The sequence below is a fragment of the Streptosporangium sp. 'caverna' genome (genome assembly GCF_003203775.1).
Classification (GTDB): Bacteria; Actinomycetota; Actinomycetes; order Streptosporangiales; family Streptosporangiaceae; genus Streptosporangium; species Streptosporangium subroseum.
Genome location: NZ_CP029711.1, coordinates 4,618,130 through 4,642,115, shown reverse-complemented (window position 1 = coordinate 4,642,115; position 23,986 = coordinate 4,618,130). Strand labels below are relative to the sequence as shown.

The following is a 23,986-nucleotide window of genomic DNA, read 5'->3' as shown; positions in this document are numbered from 1 at the left end:
GAGAGCCCGAATCCGGCTCCGAGGTAGCGGCAGGAACCCACCCCTCAAGGAGGAAGTCATGGCCACCACCGCAGCCACCACCCCGGCCACCACCGGCGTCCCCGCCGTCCGCCGCTCGACCGGCCACCTGCTGCTCGCCGGCGCCCTGGCCGGGCCGGTGTTCTTCACCTCGGCGACCATCCAGATGCTCACCCGCGAGGGCTTCGACATCACGCGCCATCCGATCAGCCAGCTCTCCACCGGCGACCTCGGCTGGATCCAGATCGCCACGTTCGTGCTCGCCGGCCTGGGCGGCCTGGCATTGGCCGGCGGTGTCAGGCGCACCGTCACCGAGGGGATCGGCCGGCGGGCGCTGCCCATCCTCGTTGGGATCTTCGGGGCCGGGATGATCGCCGCGGGCGTGTTCACCATGGACCCGGAAAACGGCTTTCCCGCCGGGACTCCCGACGGGCCGGTGGCTCAGATGTCCTGGCACGGCATCACGCACTCGGCCGCGGCCGCCGTCTCCTTCACCGCGCTGGCCATCGCCGCCATCGTGCTGGTCGTCCGATGCGCCCGCCGCCGGGCCGTGCCGGCGGCCATCGGCAACGGCGCCGCCGCGCTTGTCCTGCTGCTGCCCATGTCGCCCGATCACATGAGCATCCAGATCGCCGTCAACGGCCTGGTCGCCTTCACCTGGACGACCGTCCTGGCCCTGTCCCTGCGCCGCTCCGCCTGACCTCGCGTACGCTTTCCCGAACGTTCGAAAGAGGATCCACCATGAAGTACTTGCTGCTCAGCCACACCCCGGCCGCGGCCTGGGACGCGGCGACCGCTGACACCCCGTCGGAGGAGGCGCTGGCGGCGTTCGCCGCCTACCAGAAGTTCGAGCAGGAACTGATCGCCACCGGCGAGTTCGTCAGCAGCGAGGGCCTCGGCCATCCCGCGGTCAGCACCACGGTCCGCAAGACCGCTGACGGCGTGGTGGCGACCGACGGGCCGTTCGCCGAACTGAAGGAGGTCTTGGCCAGCTTCGCTGTCATCGACGTGGCCGGCCAGGAACGAGCCGTGGAGATCGTCTCGCGGATCGTCGAGGTGCTGGGTGAGCCGATCGAGATCCGGCCGATCATGGGCGAGGACTTCACCGCGTGACCGATCACGCCGAACCAGCGGCCGGCAACGCGGCGGGAAAGGCGCACGCGAGCATGAACGCCGACATCGAGCATCTGCTACGCGTCGAGGCGCCACAGGTGCTCGGCGCGCTGGTGCGGCGTTTCGGCCGCTTCGACGTCGCCGAGGACGCGGTGCAGGAGGCAGTGCTCACCGCGAGCCGCATCTGGCCGGCCGACGGCGTGCCGGACAACCCACGCAGCTGGCTGATTCGCATCGGCTATCGGCGGATGGTCGATCTGCTCCGCGCCGACCAGTCCCGGCGCCGACGTGAGCAGGAGGCCGGCGTCGCCGAGCTGGCCATGCGGGAACCGGACCGCCGGCCGGGCGCCGCACGGGAGACCGACGACAGCCTCGCCCTGCTGCTGCTCTGCTGCCACCCGGCACTGAGCGCCGCCTCCCAGGTGGCGCTCACGCTGCGGGCCGTGGGCGGCCTCACGACCGCCGAGATCGCGCATGCCCATGGAACGCCGGAGAACACCATGGGCACCCGGATCAGCCGTGCCAAGCAGCGGCTGGCCCGCGCCGGAGCCCGCTTCACCCCGCCGACCGACACCGACCGCGACAGCCGGATGGCCGCCGCGATGCGGGTGCTCTATCTGATCTTCAACGAGGGCTACACCGCCTCCACCGGCGACCGGCTCGCCCGCGTCGACCTGACCAGCGAGGCCATCCGGCTGACCCGCATGCTCCACGCCTCCGTGCCCGCCGACGCCGAGGTCACCGGCCTGCTCGCGCTGATGCTGCTCACCGAGGCCCGTCGTCCCGCCCGTACCGGTGGCCACGACGAGCTGGTGCCCTTGGATGAGCAGGACCGGACGCGATGGGACTGCGACCTCACCCGCGAGGGCACCGAGCTGATCGACAGCGTCTGGGACCGCCGCGAGGTCGGCCCCTACCAGCTGCAGGCGGCGATCGCGGCCGTGCACGCCGCGGCGACCTCGCCGCAGCAGACCGACTGGCCGCAGATCGCGGCGCTCTACCTGTGGCTCGAACGGCTCAACCCCATCCCGCCGGTACGGCTGAGCCGGGTGGTGGCCGTGGCCAAAGCGTACGGGCCGGTTCGAGGACTGGCCCTGCTCGACGACCTCAACCGCCGCTTCCGGCTCGGCCAGGACCCGCTGATCCGGCAACGCGAACGCGCGGTGCGCGCCCACCTGCTCCAGATGACCGGCGACACGGCCGGCGCGGCGAGGCGGTATCGCGAGGCGGCTTCCCTGACCGGCAACCTGGTCGAGCAGCGATATCTGCTCGACCAGGCCGACCGTCTGGGCTGAGAACGCGGGCGTGGCACGCTCTTACCGGTACCCCCGGCTCGCGCGGCGTCCGCCCGTGGATCTCACACGACGTCTCGCGATGGCCGGTGCCGGTGGTGTGCCGGCCCAGTTTTCAGCCCGTGACCGTGCTCGGCGTCACCCCCGCCGGCCGCTCGGCGTCCGGTGTTCTCTTCGCCGGCAGGGCGGCGAGCGCCGTGACCAGATTCGCTGCCGCTATCGCATGACCGCGCGCGTTGCAGTGGATACGGTCATCGGCGAAGATGCCGGGGTCGGCGGCGAGAGGGTGTCCGTGGTTGCCGACATGGACTCCGCCGTACTCGTCCGTGATTCGGCTGGTGAGCGCGTCCAGCCGGTCGAAACGCTCCGCCATCGGGCCGGCGTGGGGATCCGGTACGAGTCCGGACCGCGCGAGGTCGAAGAGCCCGATGGTGACAAACTGCGTTCCCTGGGCAACGAGCGGCCTGATGATGGAGGTCAGCTCGTCATGGAAACGCTCCTCGTCGAATGACCGCCGCAGGGCGTCGTTGCCCTCGGCCGAGATGACTGCCAGGTCAGGATGGAGCTCCAGTGCGGGGCGCAACTGCCTGTCGCGGATCTCGGCGGTGCGCAGATCTCGCTCTGCGAGGTTGTGGTAGCTGAACGACGGGTGCGCCGCGCCGAGCGCCTCGGCGACGCGTGCCGCGGCGTCCAGGTCGCGGTAACCGTCCAGCGGCCCCCGTATGCCGGCGGCGACGCTGTCTCCGAGGACGACGAGGCGCCGCCATGGAGCGGAGCGCATCAGTGTCGCCGACCCGGCGGGCCACCGGCAGTACGGATCGTATATCTCACGCTCGCAGGCGGGGTCGGTCTCCATGATCAGGCTCCCTTGGCAAGGCTGATGTCGGCGGATGCCGCCGTGGGTGCGAGGAAAAGCCCCCCGCAGGCGAATAACAGCCGCCGGCGGTGTGAGGCGCGGGCCGGAGGCTCCGCCCCCGAATGGGAGATGGTCATGGGGAGTAGTTCAGCAGCGGGTACCGGGTACGGTCTGGCGAGTTTCCGACCACATCAGCGATCGGCGCGCTCACCGCGGTCGGCGGGAACCTCCTCACCGACGTGGTCAAGGCCGGTCTCCAACGGCTGGAGCCCGGCCGCCGGACCATTCCGGAGGAGCCGGAAGCCGCGGTGGAGCAGCAGATCCTCGCGGCCCTGGAGAAGGCGAGAAGCCACGGGCGGAGATCGCCGTCCCCAACTCTCGCAACCGGTCGTTTGTACGAGTTCTGCACCTAGCCGAGGGCGGGTTGGCCGCCCATGGCGCTGAGGGTGGCGCCGTTGACGTAGCTGGCGTCCGGGGATGCCATGAAGGCGACAGCCGCGGCGATCTCTTCGGGGTCGGCGACGCGCTTGAGGGCGACGGCCTGTCCGGCGGATTCGAAGGCGTCGCCGAAGGCGGCGGTGCCTTCGGTGCGGGTGGGGCCCGCGGCAACGGCGTTGACGCGTACGCCATCAGGGCTGTATTCGGCTGCCCACACGCGGGTGAGGGATTCCAGGGCGGCTTTGGTGGCGCCGTAGATGCCGCTGCCGAAGCCGGGAGTGTCGGCAGCGCCGCTGCTGATGTTGACGATCGCGCCGTGTCCGCGTGCGGCCATGCCGGGGGCGAGGGCCTGGACGAGGAGGTAGGGGGCGCGCAGGTTGATGGCGATGTGAGCGTCGAAGATGGCCGGGTCGGTGTCGGCTGTGCGGGCGAAGTGGAAGATGCCCGCGTTGTTGATCAGGATGTCGACGTGGCCGGCGCGTTCGGCGAGCGCGGTCACCTGTGCGGGGTCGGACAGATCGGCGGGCTCGAAGCGGGCCCTCGCGCCGAGGGCTTCGATCTGCCGGAGGGTGTCGGCGGCGCGTTCCTTGTTGCGGCCGTGGACGATGATGTCGGCGCCGCGTACGGCCAGGGCCAGGGCGGTAGCGCGGCCGATGCCCGCGGTGGCTCCGGTGACCAGAGCTGTCTGCTGGGCGAGGTCCTTGCTCATGATCGTGCTTCTTTCTTCGTGGTGCGGGTGGTTCAACGGGTGTGCCGGGCGGTGAGGAGTTGATCCCAGGAGGCGGCACTGAAACGCGGGTCGTGCTCGGTCATCGGCGAACTCCTTGGGAGTGGCAGGGGTGATCATGCGTGGGCGTTGTCGGCGGCGGGGATGCGGCGCGCCCACACGCCGAAGAGGATGAGGCCGGCCAGCGGGAAGGCCGCGGTGGCCAGCAGGGTCGTGCCCAGCCCGTGGTCCAGGCCGCCGGTGGCGGCCAGGACACTGGTGAGAACGGCCAGGCCCATGCCGCCGCCCAGCTGCTGCAGTCCTTGGTTGAGGCTGGCGGCGGCGCCGATGTGCTCGGAGGGGGCCTGGTGCATGATGACGGCGGTGACCGGTGCGAAGGTCGCTCCCGCGCCCGCACCGAGCAGGATCGATGGCAGCAGCACCGTGACGATCGAGGTGCCCGGTCCGGCATCCGCTGCGACCAGTGCCATCCAGGTGATGCCCAGTACCAGGCCCGACAGACCGGTGATGCCGATGGCGCGCTCCCCCAGGCGCGGCAGCAGCCGCGGAGTGAGCTGGTTGGTGGCGATCAGCCCGACGGTGAAGGGCACCAGGGCCAGCCCGGTCTGGATCGGGGTAAAGCCGAGGACCTTCTGGGTCAGCAGTGTGGTGAAGAACAGGAAGCCGACCTGACCGGCCGGGACGACCAGCATGGACAGCAGCGGGCCCGCGCTGCGCATGGAGGAGAAGAACGCCAGCGGCATCACCGGGTGCGGATGCCGCCGCTCACACGCCACGAGCGCCGCGAGCGCCGCGAGGGCGACGGCGAAGGCGGCGAGCACCAGGGGGCTGGCCCAGCCGTGGTCGGCGGCAGAGGTGAAGGCGAAGACCAGAGCCACCATCGCCAGGATCGAGGCAGTGGCTCCGCCGATGTCCAGTGAGGTGCGCCGACGTTCCAGTTCGGGCAGGTTGCGCAAGGTCCCGAGCAGGACCAGGACGCCGATGGGGGCGTTGACAAACATCACCCATTGCCAGCCCAGCGTCTGCGTCAGCACTCCACCCGCGAGCAGACCGACCGCTGCGCCGGCGCCGACGGCGAGAACGAACATCGCCATCGCGCGCGAGCGCTGCGGGCCAGGCGCGGTGATTCCCATGAGCAGGACCATCACACTGGGCGCGGCCACCGCAGCCCCCACTCCCTGAAGGGCACGCGCGGCCACCAGCAGTCCCGCCGAACCGGCGAGACCTCCGGCGATCGAGGCGATCACAAAGACCGTCACACCGAGAACAAGGGCCCGGCGGGGGCCGATCATGGAGCCGACCTTGCCGCTGAGCAGAATCAGGCCGCCGAAGGTCAGCGCGTAGGCGGTGACAACCCAGGACAGACCGGCGCTGGAGAAGTCCAGATCGCGGCCGATATCGGGCAGGGCCACGTTCACGATCGAGGTGTCCACGACGAACATCAGCTGCGTCAGCACCAGGATCACCACGGCCGGCGTCACCGAGCCACGCCGAACGCTCACCATCGCATCCGCCGGCGGCGCCGGCGCGGTATCGGGCCCACCCGCCGGGGCGGTGGGCAAGTTGCCTCGGGTCATCACACCTCTCCTGTCCTGCGTCATCGCCCGCATCGGGGCGCCTGTGACATGGTCAGGCCGCCTGAACCGACACGCAAAGATTCTTGCTGCGGTGGCAAGGTAGGGGCATGGATGAAGAGATCGCATCGACGATGGCGGCGGTCGGACCCCGACTGAAAGGGCTGCGCACTCAGCGCAACCTGTCGCTGACCTCGCTGGCACAGTCCACCGGGATCTCCCTGAGCACGCTCTCCCGCCTGGAAACCGGTCAGCGCCGCCCCACCCTGGAACTTCTGCTCCCCCTGGCGCGCGAGCTGCGCGTGGACATCGGCGAACTCATCGGGGCGCCGCAGACCGGAGATCCCCGCCTGCACCTCAAGCCCGTCACCCGCCACGGCATGACCATGCTGCCCCTCACCCGACGAGCAGGAAGCCTGCAAGCCTACAAACTGATCATCTCGCCCAGGATGCGCTCACCCGAGCCCGAGCAGTCCAGCCACGAGGGATACGAATGGATCTACGTCCTCGACGGCCGCCTACGCCTGGTCCTGGGCGACAACGACCTGATCATGGGCCCCGGAGAGGCCGCCGAATTCGACACCCGCACCCCCCACTGGTTCGGCAACGCCGACGAGAACCCCGTCGAGATCCTCAGTCTCCTGGGCCATCAGGGAGAGCGAGCACACCTGCGCGCCCGGACCGTACGGTCCGAGGGCACCGCAGCAGGTGCCGAGTGACACACGCACACCGGGCAAGGCCGCTACGGACGTGCGAGTCGGTACAGAATCGCCCGTGAGACCAGCCGTCTTCGTCCAGCCGTGTCGGTCGTCGTCTCCGGCGGCGCCTGGGTCACAAGGGGGCGCAGGCCCTGGCCGGGGCCGTTAGCGGTGATGTCGAACCGGTAGCGGCCCAGGAAGGTGATGTGCGCTGCCTGGCTCACCGGTGGCAGTGGAAGTCGCAGGGGCCGTATGGAACGGCGGCCCAGACGCGGCAAGGCCCTACGCCTATCCAACAATGATCACGAGTTGATCACTCTTTAGTTGCGTATTGGGTTCACATGACCTTCGGTTTGCCGTTAAGCTCCATTTTGCCTCGGCCGTAACGGTCGATATGCCTAATTCCGGGCGCCTGCCCTGGGAACCGGGGACCCATCGCACCCGGGGTGAATCCACTTCGGTGGAAGGGCTTTCCCTCTAGCCCGAACCCGTCAGCTAACCCGGTCGGCAGAAGAGAGGAGAGTACGTGGCGGTCACGTCCCTCACGTTCCGTCGTCATGCAACCATCGCGGTCGGTGTTCTCACCGCGGTCGCGATTGCGCTGGGCCCCGCGAACGCGGGTCTCGCGGCCCCCAAACCAACCGAGACCGAGCTCCGGGCCGACCTGGCCAAGCTCAACAAAAAAGTCGACATGCTGATCGAGGCCTACGCGGCCAAACGCGAGTCCCTTAAAAAAGCGCAGCAGGCTGAGGCGGTCGCCAAGGAAGACCTGAGCAAGATCGAGGCGGTCTACGCCGAGATCGAGAAAGAGGCCGGCTCCATCGCTCAGCTTCGCTACCAGAGCAGCGCGGGAAACCTGCCCACGTTGCTGTCCACCCCCGACCTGGGCGGCGCCGCGGTGATGGAGCAGCTCACCGCCGAGCAAGGTGCTTCCCTGCAGCGCTTCGCCGACAGTCTGGAGCGCAAGAAAAAGGCCGCGGAGACGGCTGCCCGGCTCGCCGAGAACATCGGTGAGGAGGTCAAGGAGGTGCAGTCTCAGCGCGACGGAGCCGAGGGCCTGATCCGCGACATCAAGCACAAACTCGACCAGCTCGTCCCCACCGGTTCCGGCCGCCTCCCCGACGGAAGCTGGGCTCCCCAGCTCCCCACCGGCAGCGACAACATCACCGACCGCACCCGGATCATGCGCGAAGCCGTCAGGAAACGCTTCGACCTGCCCTACACGGTCGGCTGTTACCGGGCCGAGAACGACGGCGGCGAACACCCGCTCGGCCGCGCCTGCGACTTCATGATGAGCACCGGCGGCTCCATGCCCTCGGCGGCCCACGTCAAGCTCGGTGACGAGATCGCCGCCTGGGCCATCCAGAACAAGGACCAGCTGGGCGTCAAATACGTGATCTGGCGCCAGCGCATCAACACCGGCTCCGGCTGGCGCGCCATGTCCGACCGCGGCGGCGTCACCGCCAACCACCTCGACCACACCCATATCTCGATGTACTGATTTTGGGGCTTGACGTGGTCGACTTGTCGATCGATCGCTGGTCGGTGGCGTTGAAAGCCCGCACATCCGGTAGCAATCGCACGGTCACCACGAAGGTTCCCGCCGCTCCAGCCCGGTCGACAGCGTGCCGACTCAAGAATCGCAGCGCAAACAGCAGCAGCATCGTCATGGAGGCGCCTGACACACACCATATCGATGTCCCCGGCGGTGCACTATTTTCTGCGGCCCTACCTGGTCACACCAGAGCCCTGACCAGCAAACGGCCGGCACAAGCAGGGCACGACAAGCTTTGGACAAGCCGGCGTGGCTAGCGTGCACCACAGCTAAGCCGGGAGTTGCCATGCCTTCTTCAGTGTCAGCCGGTCCGCCTTCAGTGTCAGCCGGTCCGCGAATTCGTCCGGGCAAGAGAGATGGCGGCTCTTTCCAAATAGCATGCGGAGTGTTGATCGCGTTGAGCGGCGCGCTGACAGCCTTCGCCTTTAACGCGATCTATGCGGAGGGCTGGATTGATCTGGAGGTTTATCGGGAAGGCGGAGCGGCGGTACTGCGGCGTACCTCTGTCTACGACTTGGTCGTAGGTGAAAATTGGCTGAAGTTCACCTATTCACCGTTCGCGGCAATACTGTTCATGCCTCTCGCTTTGGTTGGAATGGAGATCGCCGTCGCCCTCTGGGTGCTGATCTCCATACTCGCCCTTGAGGCGGTGATATGGATTCTCATCGGCCGTACCGCAGTGAGGTGCCGAAGTCGCCGAGCAACTCGCACGCTGTTGGTTGTCATCGCGACACTTCCCTTGTACCCGGTAACGCTAACGCTGTGGAACGGTCAAATAGGTATCATTCTGCTACTGGTGATAATTGTTGATCTGACGCACGGCAAAGAAAAGTGGCGCGGCATAGGAACGGGTATTGCCGCCGGCATCAAACTCACCCCACTGATATTCATCCCCTACCTTCTCATCACGCGTCGTTTCCGGGCCGCCCTGATGACCGGCCTTGGTTTTCTCGGCACAGTAGTCCTCGGATTCCTTCTGCTGCCGGCCGATTCGCGTGATTACTGGGGTGGTGCATTTTTCGACACGCAACGGGTGGTCACCGAGCAGGGCGTAAATTTTTTCAATCAATCGCTTCGTGGCGTGCTTATGATCATGTCCGACTCCTGGCCCACCACGCCTCTCTGGTTCGCCCTGTGCGCGGTGGTCGGAACGGGTGGACTTTTGGTCGCCGCATGGACCGCGAAGAAGGCGGGCGAGATCGCTGGAATCACCGCCTGCGCCATCGTGGGGCTGCTTGTTTCACCCGTTTCTTGGCCGCACCATTGGGTCTGGTGCATACCGCTCTTGGTGCTCTGGGCACAGCGCGCTCAGCGAGTGGACGTCAGGCTTGAGAAGGTGGGCGTGGGGTTCTTGTGGTTCATCTTTTTGCTGCCTGGATATATCGCCCTGGCGACGGTTCTCATATATCCATCCCACGCCGGAATGTGGCTGATGTTGCTGACAGGTAGTTACGTGCTCAGCGGATTGTCGACATTACTGGCGCTTGCGGTTTATTTTAGCCGGAGCGATTGGCGGCAAAGAAAGCGCGGGTCAGGCGACGACTAGGGGCCTTAATGGTCGCATCTTAGATTCCGGCGTGGATGTGTGCGGCCCACAGGGCGGGGCCGGCGGTGTAGTCGGTGCGGAGCCGGCGGATGGCGTGGTGCAGCGCGTGGGCGGTCTGTCCGACGGCAGGCGCGGCCGTTCCGTTCTCGGTGAGGCGGGTGTAGATGTCGTCGGCGATGCGGACCGCTGTGGCGTCGTTGATGGGCACAGAGTGCCGATGACGTTCTGGTAGCCGACGAGTTGGAAGGCGGCAGCGTCCATCCGGTTCAGTCGTGCGCCGATCGCGGCGATCAGACGCTCTCGCTCGCTCATGTACGGGACTCTCCCTTACGCTCGCGGTGCTCTACACTTCCGGCGGCTGCTCTCGGCCATCGAGTTCCCCGACGACCCGCGTATAGATGACGACGTCGTGTCATGGCCGGTTGACCGGAAGGCCGTACACGATCGCCGCAGCTTGGTGGGGCCGGTTCCGGCGATCTACACTCACTGTGACCACATCCGTACGCGTCGGCAATCCCCTGTGCCGTCGAATGCGGAGCCAGGATGGTGCGGTGTGAGGGATGGACGGGCCGATGTCGCAGATCACCGGACGGGTCGAGCGGTTGTGCGCCCTCCTGGACGAGGACGATCTATGGGACTACGCCGAGCAGGCCGGTGCGGGCCAGGTCCTGCGGCAGATCGTGGACATCGTTGACGCCGGTGGCCGCGACGACGTGCTCCAGGGGCACCTGGATACGCTGGACGAGGCGATGGCCGCGTTCGGGCTGGGTGCGATCACCCAGCCCGAGCGTATCTACCAGCCGCTCCCCGGCACCGGCGCCGGCCACCCGGTCGTCCAAGCCTGGGCCTGCCCCGCCCACAGGCCCTGCAGCCGGGTGGAGTCCACCGCCGCATACCCGCAGCCGCCGGTGTGCGCCACGACCGGGAAGACGCTCACCCTGGTGCGCGTGCCCACATGAGCGGGTTCCTGAGCGAACTGGGCAAGAAAATCGCCGAGCGCTGGCTGACCCTGCTGGTGTTGCCCGGGTTGTTCTACCTCACCTGCCTGGCGATCGCCCTCACCCTGCGCCACCCGCGCGCCCTGGAACCGGGCCCGCTCCGCGATGCCGTCAACCGGCTGGCCGTCCAGCCCGCCGCCGGCAGCCCCGGCGTGCTCCTGCTCACCGCCACCGCCATCCTGGCCGCCGCCGCGGCGGCCGGGTTCACCGCGGGAGGACTGGGACGACTGACCGAACGTGCCTGGAACGCCGAAGGCCACCGCTGGCCCGCCCGCCTGCTGACCCGGCGCCGGCAGCAACGCTGGAAGGACGCGGACGCCGAGGTCCAGGCCAGGATCGCCGCGGCGGTCCGTGCCCGCACAGGTTCCTCGGCCGCCGTACCTGCCATGTCTGCCGTGCCCGCCGCCCCCGCCATACCTGCCATGTCTGCCGTGCCCGCCGCCCCCGCCATACCTGCCATGTCTGCCGTGCCCGCCGCCCCCGCCATACCTGCCATGTCTGCCGTGCCCGCCGCCCCCGGCAAGCCTGTCGTGCCTGCCGGACCCGTACCCGGCGTCGCGGCGGCGATCGCCGCACGGGAGGCGATCAGCTTGGTCCTACCGCAGCGGCCCACCTGGATCGGTGACCGGCTGCGTGCCGGCGACCAGCGCATCCACACCGCCTACGACCTCGACCTCAGCAGTGCCTGGCCACGCCTGTGGCTGGTCATTCCCGAGGCCGCCCGCACCGAGCTGACCGCGGCCCGCGACTCCTACACCGCCGCCGCACGGCTGACCGGCTGGGCGATGCTGTACTTGCTGCCGGCACTGTGGTGGTGGCCGGCCCTGCCCATCGCCGCGGCCATCGCCGTTACCGCCTGGGTCCGCGCCCGCACCGCCACCGCCGCGCTGGCCGAGCTCATCGAGGCCACCGTCGACCTGTACGGCCGCGACCTGGCCACCCAGCTCGGCATCCCCACCGACGGCCCGCTGTCACGCGAGATGGGCCTGGCCATTACCACCACGCTGCGCAAAGACCCCGAAACCCACCACCCCGTCACCTGAGCGATCTCCCGAGGCAAGGCATGCGGCCGGGGATGCATGGTGCTCGTTTTTTCGCTCGACAAAGCCAACGGCACTGCGGCGAGATCGTGCACCGGTGGTCTCCGTCCGCCGGGCGGCGAGATCGTGCACCGGCCGTTTCGCCGGGAGGTCCGGAACCGTCGGATGTGCGACATGACGCAAACGCGCCAACGATCATCATGGAGAAAACCCCAAATAGTTGTGCACAATCCATTGATCTTCGCGCACTCCTACCTTTGGGGTCTTCTTGTCATTGTCACCCTCTCGCGGACGCGGATTGATAGCGCTCAGCGCCGTTCTGGCGGCGCTCGCGGCGATTCCACCGGCTAACGCCTCCACCGCCATACCCGCAACCGCCAATAGCGCCACAGCGCCCGCGCCCGGTACCGCGCCCCTCGCAACCGCCGGGGCCGCGCGCACGGTCACCCTGATCACGGGCGACAAGGTGACCGTCGGCACCGCCCCGGACGGCACCATGACGCGCTCGGTGCTGAGCCCGGACGGCCGGCCGGTCGATGCCGTCATCCACGCGGAGTCCGGGGAAACCTACGTCTACCCGCGGTCCGCCCTGCGATATCTCACCGCCGGACTGCTGGACAAGGACCTGTTCAACGTCACCAGGCTGCTTGCCGACGGCTACGACGACGCGCACCGGGACCACCTGCCGCTGCTCGTCAGCTACACCGACGCCGCCGCCCGTTCACGCACCAAGGTCCTCCCCCAGGGCGCCCGCCAGGTGCGCCCTCTGAACAGCATCCAGGGCGCGGCGCTGGACGCCGACCGCTCCGCAGGCTTCTGGACCTCGCTCACCCAGGGCGCCACCGTCCCCGGCACCTCCCACCGCACCGGCGACGAGCCCACTCTCGCGGGCGGCATCGCCAAGGTGTGGCTCGACGGCAAGGTGAAGGCCGACCTCGCCGAGAGCACCGCCCAGATCGGCGCGCCGAAGGTGTGGGAAAGCGGGAACACCGGCGTCGGCGTGGACGTCGCGGTGCTGGACACCGGCGTCGACACCGGCCACCCAGACCTGATCGGTCATATCACCGCTACCGAGACCTTCGTTCCGGAGCAAACCGTCGAGGACGGCAACGGCCACGGCACGCACGTCGCCTCCACTATCGCCGGCACCGGCGCCGCCTCGGGTGGCAAGGAGAAGGGCGTCGCCCCCGGCGCCGGCCTGCGCATCGGCAAGGTCCTCGACAACACCGGAAGCGGCCAGGAATCCTGGTTGCTGGCCGGCATGGAGTGGGCGGCTCGCGAGCAGCACGCGAAGATCATCAGTATGAGCCTCGGCGCCGACCCCACCGACGGCACCGACCCGCTCAGCATGGCCGTCAACGAACTCAGCGCCGAGACGGGCTCGCTGTTCGTCATCGCGGCGGGCAACTCCGGCCCCACCGACTTCACGGTCTCGGCACCGGGCGCGGCCGACGCCGCCCTGACCGTCGGCGCGGTGGACTCCTCCGACACGCTCGCCGAGTTCTCCAGCCGGGGCCCGCGCGCGGGTGACCGCGGCCTCAAGCCGGACCTCACCGCTCCCGGCGTCGACATCCTGGCGGCGCGCTCACAGTACGCGCAGGAGGGCGACGGCTACTACCAGACATTGAGCGGCACCTCGATGGCCACCCCGCACGTCGCGGGTGCGGCGGCACTGCTTGCCGCCGCACATCCGGACTGGACCGGACAGCAGCTCAAGGATGCCCTGGTCAGCACCACCAAGCCCACACCCGCCTACAGTCCCGCCCTGGGCGGCAGCGGCCGCCTGGACATCGCGGCGACCACCGGCACCACCGTGTTCGCCACGGGCAGCGCCTATGCCGGATACCACAGCTGGCCCACCAAGCCCGGAGACAAGAGCGAGAAGGAGGTGACCTACACCAACACCGGCGACACCCCGGTCACCCTCGACCTCTCGGCCGACGTCCCCGGCGCTCCCGAGAACCTGTTCAGCCTGTCGGCCCCGCGGGTCACCGTTCCCGCGCACGGCACCGGCACGGTGACGGTGACCACCGACATCGATCGCGTACCGGCCGACACCACGATCGCGGGCACGGTCACCGCCGCCGACGCCACCGGCACGGTCAGAGCTCGCACCATGATCGGCGTCGGCAAGGAGGGCGAGCGCCACACCCTCACCCTCGCCGCCATGGACCGCGCCGGCAAGCCGCTGTCCGGCGACCTCATCCTGACGGGCAAGAAGTTCTTCGCCTCGCTCTACCTCGACGAGTCCGGCACCCTCGACCTGCGCATCCCCGCCGGCACCTACACCGCGTGGATGAGCGGCGACCTCGAGGGCGCGAACGGACCCCACTCACGTGGCCTGGGCATGCTGAGCGTCTCCGACATCAAGCTCGACCGGGATCGGACCGTTGCCTTCGACGCGCGCAAGGCACGCCGGCTGACGGCCGTCGCCCCCATGGCGAGCACCCTGAGCGGCATGCGAGTCAGCGTCTACCGTGGCCTCGCCGACGACGACTACACCGCCTCCAACAGGTGGCCGAACTCCTCCTACGACAGCGTCTGGACGCTGCCCACCGGCGGCAAGGTGCGCGAGGGAGAGTTCGAGGTCGGCGCCCACTGGCGTCTCGAGCAGCCGCCCCTGACCGTCTCCACGGCGACCCGCGCCTTCGACGACCTGATGGTCCACCGCGGCGCGACCCCGCTGCCCAAGGGCCGCCACACACTTGAGACGGTGTTCGCCGGAGACGGCGACGCGGCCGGCTACCGGTCCCAGACGGCCCGGGCCAAGGCCGTGGTGGTGCGAAACAGCACCACGGTCACCCGCGAGCAGCAGGTCGCCGCCGCCGTGGCGGCCGGTGCGAAACTGCTGCTGGTCGTCAACGACGGCACGGGCCGCATCGAACCCTGGAACGACCTGGTATGGGGACCGCTCGATCTGGCGCCCCTGACGGTGGCCTCACTGAGCCGGGACGAGGGCGAGGAGCTGATCGCGCAGATCCAGAGCGGCCGGCGCACGCGGCTCGACGTGACGTCCAACCCGACCACCGAGTACGTCTACGACCTGGTCCACTACTTCAAGGGCGCCGTGCCCGCCGACCCGACCTACCGGCCCGGTCAGAAAGAGCTGGCCCGCGTCAACGTCTCCTTCCGCAACTACCAGCAGGCCAAGGCCGTCGAGGCCCGCAACGACTACTGGAGATGGGGATGGACGACCGCCATGAACCAGGGCGGCTCGGTGACACCCGCCCTCGGCAACCGCACCGACTGGGTCACGGCAGGGATCCAGTGGCACGAGGAGGCCGGCATCGCCCGTGAGGTGGGGCAGCGCTCCGCCGCCCCCGTGACCTACCGGGCGGGGACCACCACGGACGTGCACTGGTTCGGCCCCATCCACCGGCCGCGCTCGGAGGACGAGACATCACCGCTGCGGCTGGACGACACCATCCACGTCGTGCTGCCGAGCTGGGGCGACTCGGGAGCCGGTCACATCGGGGACACCTCTCTCAACGGCATGGTGTCCAACACGCTGAAGCTCTACCAGGGCGACAGCCTTCTCGGCGAGAGGCCCTTCGACCAGCTGGCCGTCCCCGGCCTGCGGCCCGAACGGCTGCCGTACCGGCTGGTGTCGGAGAACTCCCGCGGTGACTGGACGAACCCCTACTCGACCACCACACGGACCGAATGGGGCTTCACCTCCGGAGCGGGCAAGACCGGAGAGATGGCGCGCCTCCCGCTGATCCAGCTCGACTACGCGGTCGACACGGACATGTCCGGCAAGGCGCGCCGCCACACCGGCCTCACCGTCATCCCGTCGCATCTGGAGAGCGGACCGAAGTCCGACACCATCCGCGCCGTGACGCTGGACGTCTCCTACGATGACGGCACCACGTGGCGAAGGGTTCGGCTCGATCGGGGCGGACACGGCTGGCGGGCCGATCTGGACGCACCTGGCAAGGCGTCTTCGGTCACCCTCCGCACCACCGCCGGCGACCTCCAGGGAAACACCGTCACCCAGACCATCACTCGCGCTTTCGGTCTGAGGTAAACCACCCTCACCTCGTCGGGAGGGCCGTTGCCCCGGCCCTCCCGACGAGCCTGGCCACGCTCGGATCACAATGATCGTCGATGCCTGCCGGTCAGCCGGCTTCCTGCCCTCGGCGGGTCACTGCGAGCGGTTCGGCACTCCGTTCGTCGCCGCGGTGATCGGCAGGGCCCGCACCGCGCCGGCGCGGGTAGTGCGGTGACGGTGTTCGCTGGACGGAAGCTCGGCACCATGCCGACCCGGTTCCTGAGACGTCGAGCGTGACACAGTCGGCGCCCGGGCCGGCCACGGGCTGGGCGTTCCGCCCGGCGCGATCCTCGTAGTACGTACGGCTCTCGACTCCGTAGGACAGCGCCTCCACAGCGCGATTTCGCCGACACCTCAGCGGAACTTTTCGGCGTGAGCGCGAGCCCAGTCGGCGAACGTCCGCGGATCGTGGCCGATGATCTCACGGACAGTCGGCGACAGCGTAGGCACAGTCCGCACGGCCTGAGCCTGCAGACCGAGCATGCTCTCCACCATCGCCGCGTCCGCGTGTGCCGCCAGCCCCGCCCGCGCCTGGGACAGGTCGAGTTCCCGCCACTGCAGCGACCGGCCCAGCACCTCGCTCAGGATCCCGAGCTGCTCGTGGGCGGACAGTGCCTGCGGTCCGGACAGGGTCAGCGCGATGTTCTCGAGCCGCTCGTCGATCAGAGCGCGCGCGGCGACGGAGGCTATGTCGGCCGGGTCGATAGGAGTGTTCACGGCGTCGCCGTAGACACCGTTGACCACGTCGCCGGCTCGGATCGCAGGGGCCCACCGCAACGCGTTGGACGCGAACGCCCCCGGCCGCAGATGCACCCAGGTCGCCCCAGACGCTTCAGCGACCGCCTCGGCCTCGCGGTGCCGGCGAGCGATGACGTCGTCGACCGGGCGGTCGAGGACCGTCGAGGACGACAACGTCACGACGCGGCCGACGGGCGAACGCCGCAACGCCTCGGCCACCACCGTCGGAGCCTCCGGGAATAGGAATAGACCGCGAACACCGTCCAGAGCGCGCTCGACGGTCGCGGCATCGTGGAGGTCGCCGACGACGACCTCCACACCGGCTGGAAACGGATGCTCAGGGCGCCGGGTCAACGCGCGGACCGACACGCCGGCGTCGCTCAGTTCGGCCAACACTCCCCCGCCGACGGCACCGGTCGCTCCGGTTATCAAGATCATTGTTCCCCTTTTCTCTGTCCCCGACGGGTCAGCGGCACTATCCGAGGCGGAAGCCGCCAGCCTCTGACCACACATCTACAGCCGATCGCCACGCTCGATTCGTTAGTAAGCTACCTATACAATAAAGCAAGTTGGGGGAACACCCGGGCCTGGCCTCGGCCCCGTTGGATCGAGATCACCTCGGACCGGGTCTTCTCTTGGGGAGTCGATACCGACTTGTTCCAGCCCGCGAGCCCCGCCACTCCTGAACAGCTCCGCCCCCCTGACGCCACGCCTGTCCCCAAGGAGGTCACACCCGTGAAGATCATCGTGTTTGGTGCCAGCGGCGGCACCGGGCAACACATCATTGACACCGCCCTACGACACGGCCACCACGTCACAGCGATCACGCGCCGGCCGGATGCGGTCCCCGACCCCACCCGGCCGGCGCTCTCCGTCGCCCACGCCGACATCCGCGATGCCGAGAGCCTGCCTGCCGTCATCGCGGGCCACGACGCCGTCATCTCCGCCATTGGCATTCGACGCGGTAAGCCCCGCCGGCTCTATTCCCAAGGCACCGCCAACATTGTCAACGCGATGCAGCTCAGCGACGTCTCCCGGCTGCTGTGCGTGTCCTCGGGCGGGGTCGATCCCACCGACCGAGGCCTGCCCTGGTGGTATCGCCGCCTGCTGATCCCGCTCGCCCTGCGCGAGCTGTACCAGGACATGGCCATCATGGAGACCACCGTGCGCGCCAGCGGCCTCGAGTGGACGCTGATCCGTGCATCCTCCCTCAACGACCGGGCACCACAGGGCGACCTTCAGGTGCTGGACGGCCGCCAGCCGCCCGGACTGTGGCGGCTCACCCGTGCCGACCTCGCCGACTTCCTCGTCGATGAGGCTGAGAACAACCGGTGGGTGCACCGCATCCCCACAGTCGCCCAATGACCGGCCACTCGGAGCCTGACGCCACTCCGGTCGACCCCATCACGGCAACCGACGAGGCCGATGCCGGCGCAGGGCTCGGCGGGCTGGGCTGGCAGCTCGGCACCGTCGCCAAGACCGCGCGCGCCCGGTTCGAGGCATTGCTCGCGCGCGCGGGCGGGAGCTTCACCACCTGGAAGATTCTCGAGGTGCTCGACGTACACGGCCCGCTCAAGCAACGCGACCTCGCCGCTGCCGTCGGCATCGAAGGACCCACTCTGACCCGCCAGCTCGAACGACTCGACGCCCAGAATCTGGTGACCCGCCGCCGCGTCGGCGGCGACCGTCGCATCACCGAGATCGCCCCCACCCAAGACGGAGTCGCACTCCACTCCGCCCTGCGGCGTGCCGCCGAGCAAGCCAACCACGAACTGGCCGACGGTCTCTCGCCCCATGAGATCGAGACGCTTCGTAGCACGCTCGATCGCATCCTCCTCAATCTCAATCCCGCCCTGGCCCACGGGGGCCTGAAGCCGCGACGAACCGTTGGAGATGGCCGGCGAAAGCCTCAAAGTCCACCGGAGTGAACTCCTCGAACCTGCCCACGGCGCCCTTCTCGGCGAGCGGACCTGGCCACGCTCGCCGAGAAGGGCGCCCAGCCGGCAGCGCCGGCTCCGCCGTACGTCTCCGGTGCCCGTTCTTCGCTCCCCGGCCCCGCGCGAGTCCGTGAGCTGGGAACTTGCTAGTGTTGACAGGGACGGACACCAGCGATCACGATGCTCGGCCTGAGGAGCTCAGGCCCGGCGGTTTGCCTGTGTCACCGTGCCGCATCGTGATCTCCATTGTTCGGGAGACCTCTATGAGAGTCGTCGTCGATCTCACACGGTGTCAGGGGTACGGGCAGTGTGTTTTCTCCGCGCCGAACGTTTTCAGGATGCCTCACTCAGAGACGTTGATGTATGAGCTGAATCCCGACGATGCGGAGCGTGAGCAGGTCCTGCAGGCTGTCGCGGTCTGTCCGGTCCAGGCTCTGGTGATCGATGAGATGGGTGCTCTGCGACAGCCGAAGAAGGCTGACGCGTCCGGGCCCGGAAACGGGAAGGCACCCGACCTCGTGGGCCGTATCGTCATCGTCGGCGCCTCACTGGCCGGGTTGCGGGCCGCGGCGACGCTGCGCAGGGAGGGCTACCAGGGGTCGTTGACCCTGATCGGGGACGAGGCGAGCGAACCCTACGATCGGCCGCCGCTGTCCAAGCAGGTCCTGAGCGGGCAGGTCTCCGCGGAACAGACCATGCTGCCCCGGCGTGGTGAACTCGACGCCGAATGGCTGCGCGGGCAGCCCGCGACCGGACTGGACCTGGCCGGCAAACAGGTTCGCCTGGCCGATGGCCGGAACGTCGGTTTCGACCGTCTTCTGATCGCCACCGGGGTCCGTGCCAGGCCGTGGCCGAACGCGGTGGAGGCCGCCCTGGACGGGGTGTTCGTGCTGCGTACCGGCGAGGACGCGGCCCTGTTGCGGCAGCGGCTGGCGGCCGGGCCCCGGGTGCTGGTGATCGGCGCCGGTTTCACCGGGTCGGAGATCGCCTCCGTCTGCCGGGAACTCGGCCTGCAGGTCACCGTCGCCGAGCGTGGACCAGCGCCGCTGGTCGGAGCGCTGGGCGGAGTGATCGGCTCGATCGCCGCGGAGATGCAGCGGGAGCACGGCGTGGACCTGCGCTGCGGTGTCACGGTCACGGCGCTGGAAGGGGACGGGGACGGGCGGCTGCGCCGCGCGCGCCTGTCCGACGGCAGCGTGATCGAGGTCGAGGTGGCGGTGGCCGCGCTCGGCGCGGAACGCAATGTCGAATGGCTGGAGGGCTCTGGCCTGGCCGCCGGCGTGTGGGGCGTGGGCTGTGACGCGGGCTGCCGCGTCTTCGACGTCAACGGCATCACCTCCGACGACATCTTCGTCGCCGGTGATGTGGCACGCTTCCCGCACCCGGTCTATGGATATCAGTTCCTGACGCTGGAGCACTGGGGTAACGCGATGACCCAGGCTCAGGTCGCGGCGCACAACATGATCAGCGCTCCGACCGCCCGCTGGCCGCACCTGTCCCTGCCGGTCTTCTGGTCCGCCCAGTTCGGCACCAACATCAAGTCGGTCGGGGTGCCGACCTTCGCCGACGAGGTCGCCGTCACCCAGGGCTCGGTCGCCGACCGCCGGTTCGTGGCCGCCTACGGTTACCGAGGGCGCATCACCGCCGCGGTCACCTTCGACCAGGCGATGTCGCTGGAGTTCTACCAGAGGCTGATCGAGCAGGCCGCGCCCTTCCCCCCCGACTTCGACATGGTCGGCCGACCGGCCGAGACACGGGTCCTCCCAGCGGAGATCCCGGAGCGGGTCTCCGCCATCCATGACGCCACTGTCGTGGTGACCGGCCACAATCCCGACGAACGGCGTGCCACATTGGTGGGCGGCACCGGCGATGCCGCGAGCCAGGCGTACACGCCGGCCCAGATGTGAAGGAGCCGTCATGACCCAGGCGAGCGCCTATGAGCAGTTCCTCGACTACTCCAACCGCGCCGACCCTTACCCGCTGTTCCCCGAGCTCCGTGGCACCCCGGTGGCGCGGCAGCCGGACGGCAGTTACGTGGTCAGTACTTACCAGGAGATCGTCGCGCTGCTGCACGACCCACGCGTGAGTTCGGACCTGCGCAACCTTCCCGAGATAGCCGATATAGAGCTCGCACCGGACGACGCAGCCCCGCAGTTGCCGCCCGAGTTCATCCGTCGTGATCCACCTGACCATGACCGGCTCCGGTCCCTGGCCATGAAGCACTTCGGGCCACCCTGCGCCCCCGGCCGGGTCCACGGTATGACGCCAAGGATGGTCGAGATCATCACGGACCTGATCGACGGATTCGCCGGTAAGAACCGGATCGACATCGTCGACGACTTCGCCTACCCGCTTCCGGTCACGGTGATCTGCGAGCTGCTCGGAGTCCCCCGGGAGGACGAACCGCGCTTCCACAAGTGGTCCCAGATCGCGGTCGAGACCAACGACCCGACGACCGGCTCCCTTGTCGAGCGAAACCGGCGGCGCTTCCAGACCATGGCCCAACTGGGCCGGTATTTGAACGAGCTGGTGGACGAGCATCGCCGGCAGCCAGGGGACGACCTGCTGTCCGCCCTCGTCACCGACGGCGAAATGGCGCCGGCAGACCTGCTGAGCACCGCCGGGTTGCTGCTCATCGCCGGCCACGAGACCACCGTCAACCTCATAGCCAACGGCATGCTCACCCTCCTGCGCCACCCCGACGTGCTGGAGAGGCTGCGCCGTGAACCCGGCCTGATCGTGGGTGTGGTCGAAGAGCTGCTGCGCTACGAACCCCCGATCCAGATGCCGGGGCCCCGGCGGAGCGCGCTGGCCGACATCGACATCGCGGGCACCACCATTCCCAAGGGCTCGGTCATCATTCTGGTACTCGCCGCCGGCAGCCGCGACCCCGCCCGTTTCACCGACCCCGATCGCTTCGACCCCGAGCGCAAGGACAACCAGCATCTCGGCTTCGGCGGCGGCATCCACTACTGCTTCGGCGCTCCCCTCGCCCGGCTGGAGACACGACTCGCGCTGAGCGAGCTCACCCGCCGGCTCGTCAACCCGCGGCTCGTCACCGACCCGCCCCTTTACCGCCGTCCCCCGAACCTGCGGGGACCCCGGCACCTCCTCGTCGACATCGACGGCGTATCCCGTCGCGACTCGCACCACGAAGCCCGCTGACCGGAGGACCTCGTCTGTGTGACTGCAAGGATCGCCTGATCGCAGGACAGACACTCAGTCGAGGCAGAACTCGTTGCCCTCAACGGCCTGCATGACCAGGCACGACTCGTTCTCCTCATCGGCAGGCAGGAGCCGCACGCGTACCGCGCCGAGCGGGATCAGTCGCGCGCACTCGGCCTCGAGGGCCGCTAGGCGCTCCTCACCCACCAGCCCGGGGCCGACCCGCACGTCAAGGTGCAGCCGATTCTTGACGACCTTCCCTTCGGGAACGCGCTGGAAGTACAGCCGCGGACCCGCGCCCGAGGGATCACTGCATGCGAACCATGAATCCCGCTGCTTAGGCGGCAGCGTGCGATTGAAGTCGTCCCCACCGGCGAACCCCTCCGGTGGAGGCGGTGCGACATACCCCAGCACCTCGCACCAGAACAAGATGGCGGGGGCAGGCGGGGCGAACTCGGCTAGGGCAAGGGGGAGGCTCTCATCGCTGAAGTGTGACTCGCCGTCCTTGTCTGCGTACAGACGGACGATGGAAACCGAGTAGGTGTCATTCATGCCGCACATCCTGCGACCTGCCCCGACATGGCAGCAATTCCCTCTAAGGAATCAAGGCGGGACGAATCAACCTTCGTATCACGCCACCTGCCGCTACCGCCTCACTACGTCAAAACCCTACTCCGAGATCGAGATCTACGGGACAGACCCTAATGCGGATCGACCGGGGTCAGGACACCCGCGTTGGCCTCGATCAGCGCGCCGGCGTCGAGCAGCGCGGACTCGTCGAATCGTCGGGCCAGCAACTGCACCCCGGCCGGCAGGCCGTCGGCGACTCCGGTCGGTACGGACAGCGCCGGAAAGCCGAGTACGGGAACCGCCATCATCGAATACTGAATCGCCGCGAGATCGCACATGCTTTCGGGCGTGACGATGTCCCGGTCCCATTCGAATGCCTGTTCGGCGGAGGTCGGCATGAGCACGATCGGATAGTCCTCGAGGAACCGTTGCAACTGGCTGATGAGCGTGCCGCGCCGGGCCCAACCGGCAAGGCACTCGTCGAGTGTCGGCTCGGCGCCCCACCACTGCTCGGCGACCGTATAGCAGTGCTCGACGATTCGCTGCAGGCCGACGTCGCCGACCTGGCCGACCAGCGGCAGCATCGGACGGAAGTCCTGCATGCAGAGCAGGTACCAGAGCCTGTAGGCCTCCTCGAGCAGAGGCAGTTCGATCTCTTCGACCTCGTAGCCCGCGGCCGCCAGCCAGCCGGCGGCCGAGTCGACGGCGTCGTCCACCGCCTGGATGTTCGTGCTGACGCCGTTACGGCGAAGCACGCCGACCCTGCGTGGCCGACGTGCCGGCGAAGGGGACGGGACGGTGTGAAGCGAGAGGGGATCGCGAGGATCGAAGGACGACATCGCGGTGAGGGCGAGCCGTACGTCCTCGACGGTGCGGGCCAGCGGGCCTTGGACCGCCATGAGCTGCATGGACAGCGAGTCGTCGACGTCGGGCGGCACCATGCGTCCTGGAACTCGGCCTACCGTCGGGCGCAGGCCGACCACCCCGCACGCATAGGCGGGATACCGGATCGAGCCCCCGATGTCGTTCCCCTGGGCGATGGGAATCATGCCGCTCGCGACGGCCGCCCCCGCTCCTCCGCTGGAGCCGCCGGGCGTCCTGGTGGAGTCCCACGGGTTGGAGGTCCGGCCGAACAGGTCGTTCTCCGTGAACCAGCGATAGGAGAAGGTGGGCGCATTGCTGCGTCCGACGAAGATGCCTCCCGCGCTGCGCAGAAGCCGGGCTTGCGGGCTGTCGTCGGTCGCGATCGCGTCGGCGAAGGCCACGACGCCGTTGCTGGTCGCAAAGCCTTCCTGGTCACTGTTGATCTTTAGTGAGGTCGGCACTCCGTGTAGCGGCCCGAGGGACATGCCGGCCGCCACCATGTCGTCGGCTACCCGGGCTGCCTCGACCGCCTCATCGAAGGACAGGTCCACGAGCGCGTTGATCCGTGGATTCACCTCGCCGATGCGCTTGACGCAACTGTCGAGGACCTCGCGGGCCGACACCTCTTTGGCTCTGATCGCCCGCGCCAGATGGGTGGCCGACCAGCGCCAGAACTCGTCAGACGTCGGTAGGTGCGGATCGGGTCGCATATCGTGCCCTTTCGTGTGCAGGCTGAGCGTGGACGGGAAGATCGGGCTGTATCTCGGCAGCTGAGCGCGTTCGTCTGCGCGCAAGGCGCCACCCAC

Annotated in this window: 22 protein-coding genes and 1 riboswitch; of the genes, 14 read left to right on the top strand and 8 right to left on the bottom strand. The window is 68.6% G+C overall.

The genetic code is table 11. From position 1 onward, the window contains the following. The first annotated feature begins 58 nt into the window (after positions 1–58). From DKM19_RS20505 to DKM19_RS20495, 3 genes are read left to right on the top strand one after another with little or no spacing between them, the layout of a single operon-like run. On the top strand, positions 59–718 hold the full coding sequence (locus DKM19_RS20505) for a DUF998 domain-containing protein (RefSeq protein WP_110697476.1): 660 nt from the start codon (positions 59–61) through the stop codon (positions 716–718). 41 nt (positions 719–759) lie between these two features. Next, positions 760–1,131, top strand: a complete 372-nt coding sequence (locus DKM19_RS20500; protein WP_110697474.1) for a YciI family protein — start codon at positions 760–762, stop codon at positions 1,129–1,131. A 53-nt stretch (positions 1,132–1,184) separates the two neighbouring features. Beyond that, positions 1,185–2,426: an RNA polymerase sigma factor gene (locus tag DKM19_RS20495; RefSeq protein WP_110705846.1), complete on the top strand. Its 1,242-nt coding sequence runs from the start codon at positions 1,185–1,187 to the stop codon at positions 2,424–2,426. 112 nt (positions 2,427–2,538) lie between these two features. Here DKM19_RS20495 and DKM19_RS20490 read toward each other — a convergent pair whose 3' ends face one another. From DKM19_RS20490 to DKM19_RS20480, 4 genes are all read right to left on the bottom strand, one after another. Beyond that, positions 2,539–3,279, bottom strand: coding sequence for an SGNH/GDSL hydrolase family protein (locus DKM19_RS20490; RefSeq protein ID WP_110697472.1), 741 nt, complete (start codon positions 3,277–3,279; stop codon positions 2,539–2,541). 191 nt (positions 3,280–3,470) lie between these two features. Continuing rightward, on the bottom strand, positions 3,471–3,632 hold the full coding sequence (locus DKM19_RS49580; protein WP_162641637.1) for a hypothetical protein: 162 nt from the start codon (positions 3,630–3,632) through the stop codon (positions 3,471–3,473). A 56-nt stretch (positions 3,633–3,688) separates the two neighbouring features. Beyond that, positions 3,689–4,426: an SDR family NAD(P)-dependent oxidoreductase gene (locus tag DKM19_RS20485; RefSeq protein ID WP_110697470.1), complete on the bottom strand. Its 738-nt coding sequence runs from the start codon at positions 4,424–4,426 to the stop codon at positions 3,689–3,691. Between the two features lie 134 nt (positions 4,427–4,560). Beyond that, positions 4,561–5,946, bottom strand: a complete 1,386-nt coding sequence (locus DKM19_RS20480; protein ID WP_162641636.1) for an MFS transporter — start codon at positions 5,944–5,946, stop codon at positions 4,561–4,563. A 182-nt stretch (positions 5,947–6,128) separates the two neighbouring features. On the opposite strand from DKM19_RS20480, the gene DKM19_RS20475 reads away from it, so the two are divergent. The 3 genes from DKM19_RS20475 to DKM19_RS20465 all read left to right on the top strand — a co-directional run bounded on the left by DKM19_RS20475 (position 6,129) and on the right by DKM19_RS20465 (position 9,817). Continuing rightward, entirely contained in the window at positions 6,129–6,737 is a 609-nt protein-coding gene (locus DKM19_RS20475) for a helix-turn-helix domain-containing protein (RefSeq protein WP_110697466.1), read from the top strand. Positions 6,738–7,101: 364 nt separating this feature from the next. Beyond that, positions 7,102–7,241, top strand: a riboswitch (cyclic di-AMP (ydaO/yuaA leader). 1 nt (position 7,242) lies between these two features. Continuing rightward, positions 7,243–8,217: a hypothetical protein gene (locus DKM19_RS20470; RefSeq protein ID WP_110697464.1), complete on the top strand. Its 975-nt coding sequence runs from the start codon at positions 7,243–7,245 to the stop codon at positions 8,215–8,217. Positions 8,218–8,656: 439 nt separating this feature from the next. Beyond that, on the top strand, positions 8,657–9,817 hold the full coding sequence (locus tag DKM19_RS20465) for a glycosyltransferase 87 family protein (protein WP_162641635.1): 1,161 nt from the start codon (positions 8,657–8,659) through the stop codon (positions 9,815–9,817). A gap of 19 nt (positions 9,818–9,836) precedes the next feature. Here the strand turns inward: DKM19_RS20465 and DKM19_RS20460 are convergent, their stop codons facing one another. Then, entirely contained in the window at positions 9,837–10,025 is a 189-nt protein-coding gene (locus tag DKM19_RS20460; RefSeq protein ID WP_110697460.1) for a hypothetical protein, read from the bottom strand. Between the two features lie 364 nt (positions 10,026–10,389). Here DKM19_RS20460 and DKM19_RS20455 point away from each other — a divergent pair, with 364 nt between their 5' ends. The 4 genes from DKM19_RS20455 to DKM19_RS52535 all read left to right on the top strand — a co-directional run bounded on the left by DKM19_RS20455 (position 10,390) and on the right by DKM19_RS52535 (position 16,081). After that, complete coding sequence (locus DKM19_RS20455; protein ID WP_162641634.1) at positions 10,390–10,776, top strand: hypothetical protein; 387 nt, start codon at positions 10,390–10,392, stop codon at positions 10,774–10,776. Then, the gene (locus DKM19_RS20450) at positions 10,773–11,858 is read left to right on the top strand and encodes a hypothetical protein (RefSeq protein ID WP_110697456.1); all 1,086 of its coding nucleotides are present in this window, start codon (positions 10,773–10,775) and stop codon (positions 11,856–11,858) included. The genes DKM19_RS20455 and DKM19_RS20450 overlap by 4 nt, the downstream gene beginning before the upstream one ends. Before the next feature lie 295 nt (positions 11,859–12,153). Further along, complete coding sequence (locus DKM19_RS20445) at positions 12,154–15,882, top strand: S8 family serine peptidase (RefSeq protein ID WP_204358896.1); 3,729 nt, start codon at positions 12,154–12,156, stop codon at positions 15,880–15,882. Positions 15,883–15,952: 70 nt separating this feature from the next. Further along, positions 15,953–16,081, top strand: coding sequence for a hypothetical protein (locus DKM19_RS52535; protein WP_255415534.1), 129 nt, complete (start codon positions 15,953–15,955; stop codon positions 16,079–16,081). Between the two features lie 179 nt (positions 16,082–16,260). Here the strand turns inward: DKM19_RS52535 and DKM19_RS20440 are convergent, their stop codons facing one another. Beyond that, complete coding sequence (locus tag DKM19_RS20440; RefSeq protein WP_162641633.1) at positions 16,261–17,082, bottom strand: SDR family oxidoreductase; 822 nt, start codon at positions 17,080–17,082, stop codon at positions 16,261–16,263. A gap of 297 nt (positions 17,083–17,379) precedes the next feature. Here DKM19_RS20440 and DKM19_RS49575 point away from each other — a divergent pair, with 297 nt between their 5' ends. The 4 genes from DKM19_RS49575 (at position 17,380) to DKM19_RS20420 (ending at position 21,746) form a co-directional block, all read left to right on the top strand. Continuing rightward, positions 17,380–18,009 (top strand): NAD(P)-dependent oxidoreductase, encoded by a 630-nt coding sequence (locus tag DKM19_RS49575; RefSeq protein WP_162641632.1) that lies wholly within the window; start codon positions 17,380–17,382, stop codon positions 18,007–18,009. Continuing rightward, positions 18,006–18,572, top strand: coding sequence for a MarR family winged helix-turn-helix transcriptional regulator (locus DKM19_RS20430; RefSeq protein WP_110697439.1), 567 nt, complete (start codon positions 18,006–18,008; stop codon positions 18,570–18,572). The genes DKM19_RS49575 and DKM19_RS20430 overlap by 4 nt, the downstream gene beginning before the upstream one ends. Before the next feature lie 272 nt (positions 18,573–18,844). Continuing rightward, positions 18,845–20,488 (top strand): FAD-dependent oxidoreductase, encoded by a 1,644-nt coding sequence (locus tag DKM19_RS20425; protein ID WP_110697437.1) that lies wholly within the window; start codon positions 18,845–18,847, stop codon positions 20,486–20,488. Between the two features lie 10 nt (positions 20,489–20,498). Beyond that, complete coding sequence (locus tag DKM19_RS20420; RefSeq protein ID WP_110697435.1) at positions 20,499–21,746, top strand: cytochrome P450; 1,248 nt, start codon at positions 20,499–20,501, stop codon at positions 21,744–21,746. Positions 21,747–21,800: 54 nt separating this feature from the next. On the opposite strand, the gene DKM19_RS20415 is transcribed toward DKM19_RS20420, so the two are convergent. Next, positions 21,801–22,298 carry a VOC family protein gene (locus DKM19_RS20415; RefSeq protein ID WP_162641631.1) on the bottom strand — a complete coding sequence of 166 codons (498 nt, stop codon included), beginning with the start codon at positions 22,296–22,298 and terminating at the stop codon, positions 21,801–21,803. Between the two features lie 149 nt (positions 22,299–22,447). Then, the gene (locus tag DKM19_RS20410) at positions 22,448–23,974 is read right to left on the bottom strand and encodes an amidase (RefSeq protein WP_204358895.1); all 1,527 of its coding nucleotides are present in this window, start codon (positions 23,972–23,974) and stop codon (positions 22,448–22,450) included. Positions 23,975–23,986: the final 12 nt, after the last annotated feature.

Coding starts and splice junctions, on each gene's coding strand:
- DKM19_RS20450 (WP_110697456.1), top strand. CDS start 10,773: ATGAGCGGGTTCCTGAGCGAACTGGGCAAGAAAATCGCCGAGCGCTGG.
- DKM19_RS20490 (WP_110697472.1), bottom strand. CDS start 3,279: ATGGAGACCGACCCCGCCTGCGAGCGTGAGATATACGATCCGTACTGC.
- DKM19_RS20500 (WP_110697474.1), top strand. CDS start 760: ATGAAGTACTTGCTGCTCAGCCACACCCCGGCCGCGGCCTGGGACGCG.
- DKM19_RS20475 (WP_110697466.1), top strand. CDS start 6,129: ATGGATGAAGAGATCGCATCGACGATGGCGGCGGTCGGACCCCGACTG.
- DKM19_RS20440 (WP_162641633.1), bottom strand. CDS start 17,082: ATGATCTTGATAACCGGAGCGACCGGTGCCGTCGGCGGGGGAGTGTTG.
- DKM19_RS20430 (WP_110697439.1), top strand. CDS start 18,006: ATGACCGGCCACTCGGAGCCTGACGCCACTCCGGTCGACCCCATCACG.
- DKM19_RS20415 (WP_162641631.1), bottom strand. CDS start 22,298: ATGAATGACACCTACTCGGTTTCCATCGTCCGTCTGTACGCAGACAAG.
- DKM19_RS20495 (WP_110705846.1), top strand. CDS start 1,185: ATGAACGCCGACATCGAGCATCTGCTACGCGTCGAGGCGCCACAGGTG.
- DKM19_RS20420 (WP_110697435.1), top strand. CDS start 20,499: ATGACCCAGGCGAGCGCCTATGAGCAGTTCCTCGACTACTCCAACCGC.
- DKM19_RS20505 (WP_110697476.1), top strand. CDS start 59: ATGGCCACCACCGCAGCCACCACCCCGGCCACCACCGGCGTCCCCGCC.
- DKM19_RS20485 (WP_110697470.1), bottom strand. CDS start 4,426: ATGAGCAAGGACCTCGCCCAGCAGACAGCTCTGGTCACCGGAGCCACC.
- DKM19_RS52535 (WP_255415534.1), top strand. CDS start 15,953: ATGATCGTCGATGCCTGCCGGTCAGCCGGCTTCCTGCCCTCGGCGGGT.
- DKM19_RS20425 (WP_110697437.1), top strand. CDS start 18,845: ATGAGAGTCGTCGTCGATCTCACACGGTGTCAGGGGTACGGGCAGTGT.
- DKM19_RS20455 (WP_162641634.1), top strand. CDS start 10,390: ATGTCGCAGATCACCGGACGGGTCGAGCGGTTGTGCGCCCTCCTGGAC.